7 protein-coding genes and 1 other RNA gene are annotated in these 12764 nt (G+C 73.0%); 3 read left to right on the top strand and 5 right to left on the bottom strand.

Annotation, left to right across the window (positions count from 1 at the left end; genetic code table 11):
* Positions 1-317: 317 nt before the first annotated feature.
* The 4 genes from rnpB to LHA35_RS14735 form a co-directional block, all read right to left on the bottom strand.
* Positions 318-759, bottom strand: an RNA gene (gene rnpB, locus LHA35_RS14750) — RNase P RNA component class A.
* A 65-nt stretch (positions 760-824) separates the two neighbouring features.
* The gene (locus LHA35_RS14745; RefSeq protein ID WP_226609098.1) at positions 825-1514 is read right to left on the bottom strand and encodes an N-acetylmuramoyl-L-alanine amidase; all 690 of its coding nucleotides are present in this window, start codon (positions 1512-1514) and stop codon (positions 825-827) included.
* A 192-nt stretch (positions 1515-1706) separates the two neighbouring features.
* A complete protein-coding gene (locus LHA35_RS14740; RefSeq protein ID WP_226609096.1) occupies positions 1707-2501 on the bottom strand; it encodes a TerB family tellurite resistance protein in 795 nt (264 codons plus the stop codon).
* Between the two features lie 474 nt (positions 2502-2975).
* Positions 2976-3500, bottom strand: coding sequence for a winged helix DNA-binding protein (locus LHA35_RS14735; RefSeq protein WP_226609093.1), 525 nt, complete (start codon positions 3498-3500; stop codon positions 2976-2978).
* A 126-nt stretch (positions 3501-3626) separates the two neighbouring features.
* Between LHA35_RS14735 and LHA35_RS14730 the strand changes: the two genes are divergently transcribed.
* From LHA35_RS14730 to LHA35_RS14720, 3 genes are all read left to right on the top strand, one after another.
* The gene (locus LHA35_RS14730; RefSeq protein ID WP_226609091.1) at positions 3627-7262 is read left to right on the top strand and encodes a hydantoinase B/oxoprolinase family protein; all 3636 of its coding nucleotides are present in this window, start codon (positions 3627-3629) and stop codon (positions 7260-7262) included.
* Positions 7210-10239, top strand: coding sequence for an AsmA family protein (locus LHA35_RS14725; RefSeq protein WP_226609088.1), 3030 nt, complete (start codon positions 7210-7212; stop codon positions 10237-10239). Before LHA35_RS14730 ends, LHA35_RS14725 begins: the two co-directional genes overlap by 53 nt.
* Before the next feature lie 208 nt (positions 10240-10447).
* Positions 10448-11497 (top strand): phosphotriesterase family protein, encoded by a 1050-nt coding sequence (locus LHA35_RS14720; RefSeq protein WP_226609084.1) that lies wholly within the window; start codon positions 10448-10450, stop codon positions 11495-11497.
* A gap of 289 nt (positions 11498-11786) precedes the next feature.
* On the opposite strand, the gene LHA35_RS14715 is transcribed toward LHA35_RS14720, so the two are convergent.
* Positions 11787-12677, bottom strand: a complete 891-nt coding sequence (locus tag LHA35_RS14715; RefSeq protein ID WP_226609082.1) for a DMT family transporter — start codon at positions 12675-12677, stop codon at positions 11787-11789.
* Positions 12678-12764: the final 87 nt, after the last annotated feature.

Below are 12764 nucleotides of genomic sequence, written 5' to 3'. Positions count from 1 at the left end.
AGCGGCCGGCGGGGCCCCCCGACCCCACCGGCTCGCCCGACCATCCCTCTCCGGACCACTCGCCCCCCCGAGCGTCTGGGTCCTTCGCGGGATAGCCTGGGATAGCACGCCACAACCTGGGACGACAAGGGAGAATGCCGTTCCGTCGCACTAACCCTGCGACGCGAAATCTCGGATTCTTAGGCTCTTAGCATGAAGACTCGCGGCGTCCGTAGGAAACGGCGGATTGTCAATGGTATCCGATCTACGTTGTCACTTTGTTCTTTAAGCGGTTCGAACATGGTGTGGCAACCATGTGGACAGGGCTGTGGAAAAAGGGCGCCAGGCGGCCGGTAAGCCGGGTTCTGTCCACCCCGGGAATCCCGGGGATGGGACGACCATTCCTCTGGGACGCGCCTTGCGGCGCGCCTCACGCGGCCAACCCGGGTGGCGGGGCGGGAACGCCCTTGCGTCACGGCCCCGAAGGACCGCCGCCGGCCACCCCTATTCGGCCTTGCTCCCGGTGGGGTTTGCCATGCCGCCCCCGTTGCCGGGGGCGCGGTGCGCTCTTACCGCACCCTTTCACCCTTGCCCGCGGACCTTGCGGCGCGCGGGCGGTCTGCTCTCTGTGGCACTTTCCCTGGGCCTTGGGCCGCCGGCGGCGGACCGCCGGCTTTCCTCTGCCCGCCGGCCGTTGGCCGGCACCGTGTTCCCGTGGAGCCCGGACTTTCCTCCAGCCCTCGCCTCGCGGCGAGGGCCAGCGGTCGTCTGGCCACCTGGCGCGGCGGTGTCATGCCCCCGCGGGGCATGGCGCGTCAACGCCACGAATGCGGCGATTCGGCCCGTTACGCCGCGATCAGCGCAGCGACGGCGGCGAGGCACGCCAGCGTGCCGTCATCGGCGACGCCATCCACCCGCTCCGGCCGCCAGCGGCGCTGGAAGGCGGTGAGCAGCACGGGAAGCGGCAGGTCGGTGCGGTAGCCGATAGCGGCGAGCAGCGCGGGCGCGTCCCCGGCCTGCGCGGGCGGCACCGAATCGGCGTGCGGCCAGAGGCCGACGCCATTCGCCGCCAGCCCTTCCCAGTCGAAGAACTCGCCCGGATCCTCCTTGCGGTCGGGCGCGATGTCGCTGTGGGCGACGACGTTCCGCGCCGGGATGGGATGGCGCGCCAGGATCTCCAGACAGAGATCGCAGGCGGCCGCCATCTGCAGGGCGGGGAAGGGGCGATAGCCCCATTCATGGCCGGGGTTCACGAGCTCGATGCCGATGCTGCGACCGTTCATCCCCGTCTCGCCGCGCCAGTGCGAGATGCCGGCATGCCAGGCGCGGCGATGCTCCGGCACCAGCCGGAAGATTGCCCCATCCTCCTCCACCACGTAATGCGCGGAGACGCGCGCCGCCGGATCGCGCAGCCTGGCGATCGCCTCGGCGCCCGAACGCATGCCGGTGTAGTGCAGCACCAGGACGTCGACCGGCGTGCCGTCCGGCCGCTCGTCATGGTTCGGGCTGGGCAGCTCCCGAATCGAGAGGGTCATGGCTGGTGCGCGTGCCTCACCGCTGGCGTTCGCCTTCGCGCTTCCGGCGGTTGCCGTTATCCGTCGTGGCGGGCGTGCGGGCCGCTCCTTCGTGATCAAAGCGGAGCAGGCGCGGGCGGCGTAGCCCATCCGAAGCGCAGCCGGCCGCGCCTGCGGGCCCACCGGGGCATGCCTGATCGGCGCGACGGAATCTCACAGCTTGCGCTCGCGCTTCACCCGGTCCCAGGCGGCGTTGATCTCGGCCACCTTGTCGGTCGCGCGCTTGACGAATTCCGCCGGCACGCCGCGCGCCGCCAGGCTGTCCGGGTGGTTCTCCCGCATCAGCCGGCGCCAGGCCTGCCGCACCGCATCGTCGCTCGCATCCGCCGGCACGCCGAGCACGCCATAGGGGTCCGGCCCGGTCGGCGCCGCGGCGGCCGATTGCTGCTGGGTGCGGCCGTCCCGGGCCCTTTCCCAGGCCGTCGACGCCAGCCCGAAGCCGAGCTGGACATTCTGCAGATAGGTGACCTCCGCCTTGGTCAGCGGGCCATCGGCGCGGGCGATCTGGAAGAGCGCGGCCAGCACGTCCTCCAGCATCCCCTTGTTGTCGGCGAAGGCCTCGCCCAGGCGCTGGGCGAAGGAGCGGTAGTCATCGGCCGAATCGCGCGCCTGGTCGAAGAGCTGGCCGATCTCCCTCAGGCTCTCGGGCGGGATGCGGAACAGCCGCTTGAAGGCGTCGATCTCCTCCCGCTTCACCGGCCCGTCGCATTTCGCCAGCTTGGCGGCCAGCACGACGACGGAGATGGCGAAGAGCTGCTCCTTGGAGCCGAGCATGGCGGCGAGGTCGGCGGCCTCCTTCACCGAGGGGCGGCCGAAGAGCCCGCCCGGCCCGGCCCGCCCGCCGCCCTGGTCCGCCGCATGGCCGAGTGCCGCGCCCATGACGGCGCCGAGCGGCCCCCCGGTCACGAAGCCCGCCACGCCGCCGATGATCTTGCCCCAGAGGCTCAATGCCCGGAATCCCTGTCCAATGGCGCGGCTTACCACGCCGGGGGCCTCGTCGGGGAGGCTTGCTGCGCCCCCGGCGCCGGCCCCTTGGGAAGAGCTGGGCTGACATCCCCGGCAGACAAGCATGGGAAGGGACAGGCCAGGCGCGCCCACGGCGCCCGCCCGGATGCGCGTTCCCGGACGGCCATCCGGTCGAAGGGGATGGACGGCCGCTCCGCGCCGGCCCGGTGTGGCACGCCTCCGTGATGCGCCGCCCCGGCCATCGCCGGTCCGCATGGCGCAGCCCGGCCTCCGGGCATGGGCCGTGCAGGGCTCCGGCACCGTGCGGCCGGGATGGGCCATGGAGAGGGTGACCGGCCGGAGCCTCAGGGCGGTGTCGCCGTTGCGGCCGGCAGGCGCATGGGTCTCGCGGCTGCGGTCGGCCCTTCCCGGGAGCATGGCGCGCCTGCCGGCGAAGCGCCCCTTCCCGGAGGCGCGCTACAGCGTCGCGGCCGAACGCGAGGCCGCGTCATAGACGCCCGAGAGCGTCCGGAGCAGGGCCGCGATGGCCGACATCTCCGCGGCCGGCGGCCCGCCCTGGCTGACCGGCTGGGCCAGCAGCCGCTCCCGCAGCTCGGCATAGCGGGCGCAGAGCGCGGCGCCCTCCGGCGTGATCACCACCAGCTTTTCCTTCCCCGCGCGGCTGGTCCGCAGCAGCCCGGCCGCGGCCAGCTTGCGGATGGCATAGGTGGCGATATGCGTGTCCTCGATGGCGAGCGCGAGCAGGATCTCCGCCTGGCGCTTCGGCCGGTCGCGGTGCTGCACGGTGTGCAGGATCAGGATCTCGATGGGCGAGAGGCCAGGCCTGCCGGCAGCGGCCATGCAGCGGACCATCCAGCGCTGGAAGGCATGGCCGGCGAGGATCAGGCCATATTCGATCTCCGCCAGCGCGGGCGAGGCGTCGGCGGCAAGATGGGTGGAAGAGATGATGGGGCCTTCGGATGGGTGGCGCTGTGACGGCATGCGGGGTGTCCTCTGCACTGTCACCTTGACAACATAATTATACATATAAAACGAAATGTCTGTGTCCCGGTGGCGGCCTTGCGCCGCGCGCCCGACATTGCCATCACGCAAGCGACGGAGGGTGCGATGAGCGGTTCCTGGCAGTTCTGGATCGACCGTGGCGGCACCTTCACGGACATCGTTGCGCGTGATCCTGCGGGGCGGCTCTCGACCGCCAAGCTGCTCTCCGAGAACCCTGAACGCTATCGGGACGCGGCCGTCGCCGGCATCCGGCAGATCCTCGGCCTAGGGGGCGGCGGGAAGGAGGCTGCCCCCATCGCGCCCGGGACCATCGAGGCGGTGAAGATGGGCACCACGGTGGCCACCAACGCCCTGCTCGAGCGCAAGGGCGAGCGGGTGCTGCTGCTGGTCAACCGCGGCTTCGCCGACTTGCTGCGGATCGGCAACCAGGCGCGGCCGCGGCTCTTCGACCTGAATGTGAGGCTGCCCGACCTGCTGCATGAGCGCGTGGCGGAGGTGGGCGGCCGCGTCGCGGTGGACGGCGCGGAGATCGAGCCGCTCGACGAGGCCGGCGCCCGCGCCGCCTTGCAGGCCGCCTTCGATGACGGCATTCGCGCCGTCGCCATCGCGCTGATGCATGCCTGGGCGCATCCGGCGCATGAGCTGCGCCTCGGCGCGATCGCGCGGGAGGTGGGCTTTCCGCAGGTGAGCCTCTCCCACCAGGCCAGCCCGCTGCCGCGGATCGTGCCGCGCGGGGATACCACCGTGGTGGATGCCTATCTGTCGCCGATCCTGCGCCGTTACGTCGAGCAGGTGGCGGGCGAGCTGCCGGGTGTCCGACTCTACTTCATGCAATCCAATGGCGGCCTGGCCGAGGCAGGCTCCTTCCAGGGCAAGGACGCAATCCTGAGCGGCCCCGCGGGCGGCATCGTCGGCGCGGCGCGCACGGCGGGGATGGCCGGGTTCGACCGGATCATCGGCTTCGACATGGGCGGCACCTCCACCGATGTGGCGCTCTATGCCGGGGAGTTCGAGCGGGCCTTCGAGACGCTGGTCGCGGGCGTGCGCATGCGGGCGCCGATGATGGCGATCAACACGGTCGCGGCCGGCGGCGGCTCCATCCTGCATTTCGATGGCGCCCGCTACCGGGTCGGGCCGGACAGCGCCGGCGCGGTCCCGGGCCCGGCCTGCTACCGCCGCGGCGGGCCGCTGACCGTGACGGATGCCAATGTCATGGTCGGCAAGATCCAGCCGCGGCATTTCCCCAGCCTCTTCGGCCCGCAGGGCGACCAGCCGCTGGATGCCGGGGTGGTGCGGGAAAAATTCGCGGCCCTGGCGAAGGAGATCGAGGCCGCGACCGGCACGCCCCAGGACCCGCGGGCGGTGGCGGAGGGGTTCCTGCGCGTCGCCGTCGCCAACATGGCGAACGCCATCAAGCAGGTTTCCATCCAGAAGGGCCATGACGTCACCAGATACACCCTCCAGTGCTTCGGCGGCGCCGGCGGGCAGCATGCCTGCCTCGTCGCCGACGAGCTCGGCATGGAGACGGTCTTCATCCACCCCTTCGCCGGCGTGCTCTCGGCCTATGGCATGGGCCTCGCCGACCAGACGGTGATCCGGGAGGCGGCGGTGGAGGCGCCGCTCGCGCCCGGGGGGATGGCGGAGCTCGCCGCGACCCTGGACCGGCTGGCCGAGGAAGGCCGGGCCGAGCTGCTGAAGCAGGGCGCGCCGGAGGGGCGCATCGCCGCCGCGCGTCGCCTGCATCTGCGCTATGCCGGCACGGACAGTTTCCTGCCCGTGCCCTTCGGCGCGCATGACGCGGTGCTGGAAGCCTTCACCGCCGCCCATCGCCAGCGCTTCGGCTTCGCCACGCCCGAACGCGAGGTGGTGGTCGAGGCCTGCATCGCCGAGGTGACCGCCGCCGGCGAGGCGGTGGAGGAGGCAAGGCTGCCGGCGCGCGCCGCCGGCGAGGCCCCCGCGCCGATTGACACCGTCCCGCTCTTTACCGGTGGCGAGGCCGCCGAGGCGCCGGTCTTCGACCGCGAGGCCCTGCTGGCGGGCGACCGGCTGGCCGGCCCGGCCCTGATCCGGGAGGCGACCGCGACCACGGTGGTCGAGCCCGGCTGGACCGCCGAGGTGACGCCGCTGAACCACCTGGTCCTGCGCCGGACCACGCCCCGCGCCGCGACCCGCGTCGAGGCGACCGGCCGGCCCGACCCGGTGATGCTGGAGCTGTTCAACAACCTCTTCATGAGCATCGCCGAGCAGACCGGCGCGGTGCTGCAGAACACCTCTCTCAGCGTGAACATCAAGGAACGCCTGGATTTCTCCTGCGCGATCTTCGATGCCACGGGCGCCCTCGTCGCCAACGCGCCCCATGTCCCCGTTCATCTCGGCGCCATGGGCGAGAGCGTGCGGACGGTGATCCGGGAACGCGGCGCGACGCTCCGGCCGGGCGACGTGGTGGCGCTGAACAACCCCTATAACGGTGGCACGCACCTGCCGGACGTCACGGTGATTACGCCGGTCTTCGATGCGGAAGGCCGGGAGATCCTCTTCTTCGTCGGCTCCCGCGGCCACCATGCCGATATCGGCGGCCTGACCCCCGGCTCCACCCCGCCGGTGTCGCGGACGCTGGAGGAGGAGGGTGTCGTCATCGACAATTTCCTCCTGGTCGAGCAGGGGCGGTTCCGGGAGGCGGAGTTCCGCGCCCTGCTCGCCTCCGCGACCTACCCGGCGCGCTCGCCGGACGTGAATGTCGCCGACATCAAGGCGCAGGTCGCGGCCAATGAGAAGGGCGTGCAGGAGTTGCAGCGGGCGGTCCGCGATGTCGGGCTCGACACCGTCCGGGCCTATATGCGGCATGTCATGGACAATGCGGAGGAGAGCGTCCGCCGCGTCCTCGACCGGCTGCAGGACGGCCGCTTCGAGACCAGCCTGGATGACGGCACGCCGCTGAAGGTCGCGGTGCGGGTGGACCGCCCCAACCGCCGCGCCGTCATCGACTTCACCGAGACCGGGGCGCAGCGCCCGACCAATTTCAATGCCCCGGCGGCGGTCTGCCGCGCCGTCGTGCTCTATTGCTTCCGCGCCCTGGTCGGGGAGGAGATCCCGCTCAACGATGGCTGCCTGAAGCCGCTGGAGATCGTGGTGCCGCCTGGCACCTTCCTCTCCCCACTGCCCCATGGGGAAGGCGGGGGCGCGGCGGTGGTCGCGGGCAATACCGAGGTCAGCCAGGTCACCTGCAACGCGCTGCTCGCCGCGCTCGGCGCCTGCGCCTCGGCCCAGGCGACGATGAACAACCTGCTGTTCGGCGATGATGTGTACCAATATTACGAGACGGTCTGTGGTGGAGTCGGCGCCGGCCCGGGCTTCGATGGCTGGGGCCCGGTGCAGACGCATATGACCAACACCCGCATGACCGATCCGGAGGTCCTGGAACTGCGCTACCCCGTCCGCCTGGAGGAATTCTCGATCCGCCGCGGCTCCGGGGGCGCCGGGCGCTGGCGCGGCGGCGACGGGTCGCGGCGGAAGATCCGCTTCCTGCGGCCGATGCAGGCGGTGATCGTCGCCTCCCGCCGCAATGTCGCGCCGCACGGGTTGCAGGGCGGCGCCGATGGCGCGCCCGGCCGGCAATGGGTGGAGCGCGCCGATGGCCGCATCGAGGTGATCGCGGGCAATACCGGCAGCGCCGAGCTCGCGGCGGGCGATGCCTTCGTGCTGGAAACGCCCGGCGGTGGCGGCTGGGGCTCCCCTGTCTGAGGGCCAGTTTCGCGGAGTCCCGGGCCAGGCTTCGGCCCCGGCGGACCGGGCACCCGGCGGAGACGCTGGCGCTTCCGACCGGGACCCGGTGAAGGGGGCGGAGTCCCCTTCATGGTCCCGTAGAATCGCCATCGGCGTTGCGGGTCTGGTGGCGCTGCTGACTGCCGCGCTGTGGGTCGCCCCGCACCTGCTCAATTGGGAATCCTGGCGCCCGCAGCTTGCGGAACTTGCCAGCGCCCGCCTCGGCCGTCCCGTCAGCCTCGACGGCCCCATCACCCTCGTCCTGCTTCCCCAGCCGCGCGTCGAGGCGGCGGCCGTCTCCATCGGCCCGGCCGGGGATGGCGTCAGCGTCGCAGCCCGCAGCATGCAGCTGCGCCTCGATCTCGGGGCTCTCGTCGCCGGCCGGCTGGAGCCGCGCGAGATCGTCCTGATCGGCGGCGAGATCAGCCTGCCCTGGCCGCCCGTCGCGCTGCCCGGCTTCCGCCTCTCGCCCTGGTTCGGCGCGCTCGACGCCCGGCTTGAGGATTGCCGACTGCGCATCGGCACGCTGCAGGCGGAGGCGGTGAATGCCCGCCTCGTCACCGGCGGCCCGGTGGAGGCGATGGTGGCGGAGGGCAGCCTCGCCTGGCGCGGCTATGCCGTGCGTTTCTCCGGCCAGCTCGGCCGCGCCGGCTTCGATGGCGTCGCGCCGCTCGACCTCACCCTCGCCGCCGCCGGCTCGACCGTCTCAGCACGCGGGGTGCTGGCGCCGGAGGGGGGCTTCGATGGGCGGCTGGAGGCGGGCGGCCAGGACCTTGCCGCCCTGCTGCCCGCCCCGGCCGTTGCCTGGCGCGCCACCGGCCGGCTGACCGCCGCGGCCGACCTGCTGGCGGCGGACGGGCTTACCCTCGATCTCGGCGGCCAGCCGGCGCGCGGCGCCGCCACCTTCCGTCTCGCGCCCGAGCCGCGGCTCGACATCACGCTCGCGGCCGGTCGGCTGGACCTGGAGGCCTGGGTGGCGGCGCTGCGCGGCGCGCGCGGCTATGCCCTGCCGAGCGCCGTGCCGGTCAGCATCGACCTCTCGGCCGAGGCGACCGCCTTTGCCGGCCTGCCGCTGCGCCGGCTGCGCGGCGCCTTCTTCCTGGAGGGCGAGCGGCTCTCCCTCTCCGACATCTCCGCCCTGCTGCCTGGCGAGACCGAGATCGAGGTGGCCGGCGCGACGGCCGGGCCGCGCATGGAACTCGCCGTGCAGTTCGCCGGGCGGGCGATGCGGGAGACGCTGGCGGCGCTCGGCCTGCCGCTGGCCGGCACCGATCCGGCCCGGCTGCGCATGGCGGAAGGCCGCTTCAAGCTGGCGCTGGAGGGGAATGAGGCGGCGATCTCCGACCTGACCGCCACGGTGGACGGCGCGCGGGTGGGCGGCGCCGGCGTCTGGCGCCAGGGAGGACAGGCCGGGCCGCGGCCCTCGGTCGGTCTGGGGCTGACCTTCGACCGGCTCGACCTGAACGGGCTGGTGCCGCCGCTGCCGGACGCCGCCGGCCTCCCGGCCGGCCTTGCGGGCTTCGACCTCAACCTCCGCATCGCCGCCGAGCGCGTGGCCTGGCGCGACCTGGTCGCGGAACGGGCGACGCTGGACGCGGCGCTGGAGAATGGCCGCGCCACGCTGCGCCGCCTGGTGCTGCGGGCAGGGGAGATGGATGTCGCCGCTTCCGGCGCGGTGCAGCTCGGCACCCCGCTGCGCGTGGCGGATGTCAGCCTGGACCTCAGCGGCGCCGGGGCGGCGCTGGTGCCCTTCCTGCCGGCGGAGTGGTCCGGCCTCGCCCCGCTGCTGGTGCAGCCGCTCGCGCTGCGCGTCTCCGGCGGCGGCGCGGCGGAGGCGCTGGCGCTGCGGGTGGAAGGCGATCTCGGTGCCCTCCGGGCCGAGGCGACGGCGACGCTCGATGCGGTGCAGGGGAAGGGGACGGGCAACCTGACGCTGCGCCACCCCGGCGCGCCGCGGCTGCTGGCGCCGCTGCTGGGGGAGGAGGTCGGGAGCTGGCTCGGCCAAGGATCCTTCTCCGTCATCGCCACGCTCTCGGGCCAGGGCCGGACATTGACGGCGGAGCATCTGGACCTGGTGGCGGGCGGCTTCCGCGGCCGCGGGCAGGTGACGCTGGCGCGGGACGGGGCGCGGCCGCGCCTCTCCGGCCGATTCGCCGCCGAGGCGCTGCCGCTGCCCTTGCCGCCGCTGCGCGGGGTGGAGCCACTCGGGCTCGACCGCCTGGCCGCGCTGGATGCGGAGCTGGCAGTGGAAGCCGGCCGGGTGGAGGCGGCCGGCGCCGTGCTGCTGCACCAGGCGGCGGCGGCGTTGAAGCTCTCGGCCGGCACGCTGCGGCTGGAGGGGCTGCAGGCGCGGCTCGGCGGCGGCACGCTGCGCGGGGCGCTGGTGCTGGAGGGGGCGGCCAGCCCGCCGCGCCTGGCGCTGGAGGCGCGGCTGGCCGATGCGGCCCTGGCGAGCCCGCTGCTGGACCTGCCCCTGGACCTCGGCGCGGGGCGGGTGGAGGGCACGGCAAGGCTGCAGGCGGAAGGCCACAGCATGGCCGCGATCCTGGCAACGCTCTCCGGCGAAGTCGCGATGGCGGTCCGGGACGGGGTGCTGGTGGGGCTGGATCTTGGCGCCGTGCAGGCGGCGGCGGGGCTGGCGGAGCTGGGCCCGGCCGAGGCAGCGCTGCGGCACGCGCTGGCCAATGGCGCGACGGCCTTCGAGCGGCTGGAGGGCATGGCGCAACTCGCCGGGGGACGGGCGGTGCTGGCGGCGATGCGCCTGGTGACGGAAGGTGGCGGCGAGGCGACCGCGACCGGCGAGATCGATCTGGGACGCGGGGCGCTGGACCTGCGCATCGCCGCGAAGCCGGTGGCGGAGGCGCCGGAGATCGGGTTGCGGCTCACCGGCCCGGCGGAGGCGCCGCGGCGGCTGCCGGAGTTGGCGGACTTCCTGCGCTGGCGGGCGGCGCGCTGAGGCGGCGGTGAGCGCCGGGAAGCCCCGGCCTGCCATTGGCGGGAGCCCCGCCAACCGCATCCGCCCGGAACCCGGTGCCCTGTTCAAGGCAGGTCGTGCCGGTGCACCATGGCGGCGGAACGGCTCCAACCGGAGATGCCGCCATGCCCTTCCTCGACGGCCACAGCAGCCCGCTCATCACGCCCGCCAGCGGCCCGGAGGCCATCCGATGACCCGGCTGACGCGCGACGCGCTGCGCGGCCGTGCCCAGACCGTGCTGGGGCCCATCGACCCCGCCGAACTCGGCCCCACCCTGATGCATGAGCACCTGATCTGGGACATCCGCACGCCGGCGATGCGCGCGGATCCCGACCAGGGGCCGGAGATCACCCTCTGCAACTGCTTCGCCATCAACTATGGCCGCAAGCGTAAGGCGCCGGGCAACCTCCGCTTCCGCTGCGAGCCGACGGCGGTTGCCGAACTTGTCGCCATGCGCGCGGCCGGCGGCCGGACGATGGTGGAGCTGACCTGCGGCGGGCTGGATCCCGACCCGGCGGCGCTGGCCCGGCTCGCGGCCGAGGCCGGCATCCACATCGTCATGGGCTGCGGCCACTACGTCCACGAATACCAGGATCCCGCGAATGCCGCGCGCGGCGTCGAGGACTTCGCGCGCGAGATGATCGACCAAGTGCAGTGCGGCGCCTGGGGCACCGGGATACGTGCCGGCATCATCGGCGAGATCGGCTGCCAGGCGCCCTGGACCGAACAGGAGCAGCGCGTGATGGCCGGCGCCCTGCTCGCCATGGCCGAGACCGGCGCGGCGCTGAACGTGCATCCCGGCCGCCATCCCGACCAGCCGCAGGAGGTCGCGGATTTCGTCCGCGCCCATGGCGCCGACCCGTCCCGCGTCATCATCAGCCATGTCGACCGCACGATCTTCGATGAGGACCGGCTGCTGCGCCTGGCCGATTCCGGCGTGGTGATCGAGTTCGACCTGTTCGGCCAGGAGGCGAGCTTCTATCCGCTCGCCGATATCGACATGCCGAACGACGCCATGCGCCTCCGGCTCATCCGCGCCCTGATCGCCCGCGGCCATCTGGAGCGCGTGGTGATCAGCCACGACATCTGCTACCGCACGCGGCTGACGCGCTGGGGCGGGCATGGCTACGGCCATATCTTCGAGAATGTCGTGCCGCTGATGCAGGCGCGCGGCTTCAGCGAGGCGGAGGTGCAGGCGATCCTCATCGGCAATCCGCGGCGGCTGCTGACCTTCGTCTGAACAGAAGCCGGCGCCGCCGGGCTGAGGGGCGCGCCTGGTTTTCATTCCCGGCGGGTCGGTCCTGCCGGTGGCAAACTGCCATCATGCGGCGGGAGTCCCGGCCCCGGCCGCCAGGTCTCGCGTGCGGGCCGACGTCGTGCCTCGGCGGTGTGGCGACTGCACGCGGGACACCAGGGTCGATCGGCAGGTCCGGGCACCGGTCCCCTGCATTCAACGAAAAAGGGGAGCCCCTTGCCGGACTCCCCCCGCTTTCGCTTGCCCATGGGTTCCAGGAACCCTTGCCTCCGCATCACCCCCGCTGCTGATCCCGGAACAGCAGCAGCCCGGCGCCGACGATCAGCACGGCGCCGGCCAGCAGCGCCGGCCCGGGGACGTCGCCCCAGACCAGCCAGCCGAACAGCGCGGCCCAGAGCAGGAAGCTGTACTGGTAGGGCACCACCACCGAGGCGGGGGCGAGCTTCAGCGCCCGCGTCACCCCCATATGGCCGAGCGTCGCGACGAGGCCCAGCATCAGCAGCAGGGCGAGATCCACAACATCCGGGGCCCGCCAGCCGCCGATTCCGAGCAGCACCAGCCCGACCGCGAGGCCGCCCAGCATCTGGAAGCAGGCCAGCACCACATCCGGCGTCCGCCGCAACTGCCGGCTGGAGAGCAGGAAGAGCGAATAGAGCAGCGCCCCGCAGAGCGCGACCAGGGCGGGCAGCAGCGGCCCCGCGAAATCCGCGCCCAGCGCCACCGCGACGCCGAGGAAGCCCAGCAGCACCAGCCCCCATTGCCGCAGCCCGACCCGCTCGCCGAGGAACAGCGCGGCCAGCGCCGTCACCATGATCGGCGCCGCCATCCAGTAGGTCATGGCATCCGCCAGCGGCATGTGCCCGACCGACCAGTAGAAGCAGGCCGCCTCCGCCGCGCCCAGCAGCACGCGGGCCGCCTGCAGGCCGGGCCGCTCCACCCGGAACCGCGCCGCCCGCAGTGAGCGCCAGGCAAGCGGTGAGAGCACGACGAGCGAGGCGAGGCTGCGCAGCACCATCACCTGCCCGACCGCATAGGTGGCGACCAGCCATTTGCCGAGCACGTCGTTGAGCGAGAAGAGCAGCACGGCGGCCAGCATCAGCAGGATGCCGGTGGCGTGGCCGCGCGGGGCGGCGCTGTCGAAGGGCATGGGAAGGGTCCGGATCACGCCCCGCTCAGGGGGGACGGCACTGCCGCCGAAGGGGCCCGCGCCGGAGGGCGCGGGAGGGGAGGGAGGTAGCGGGTACTCGGTGTC

Source organism: Roseicella aerolata, assembly GCF_020523605.1.
Taxonomy (GTDB): domain Bacteria; phylum Pseudomonadota; class Alphaproteobacteria; order Acetobacterales; family Acetobacteraceae; genus Paracraurococcus; species Paracraurococcus aerolatus.
This window is presented reverse-complemented; position numbering and strand designations above follow the sequence as displayed.

Excerpts from the sequence above, each read along its gene's own strand:
- LHA35_RS14745 (WP_226609098.1), bottom strand. The coding sequence starts at position 1,514 with ATGACCCTCTCGATTCGGGAGCTGCCCAGCCCGAACCATGACGAGCGG.
- LHA35_RS14735 (WP_226609093.1), bottom strand. The coding sequence starts at position 3,500 with ATGCCGTCACAGCGCCACCCATCCGAAGGCCCCATCATCTCTTCCACC.
- LHA35_RS14730 (WP_226609091.1), top strand. The coding sequence starts at position 3,627 with ATGAGCGGTTCCTGGCAGTTCTGGATCGACCGTGGCGGCACCTTCACG.
- LHA35_RS14725 (WP_226609088.1), top strand. The coding sequence starts at position 7,210 with ATGCCTTCGTGCTGGAAACGCCCGGCGGTGGCGGCTGGGGCTCCCCTG.
- LHA35_RS14720 (WP_226609084.1), top strand. The coding sequence starts at position 10,448 with ATGACCCGGCTGACGCGCGACGCGCTGCGCGGCCGTGCCCAGACCGTG.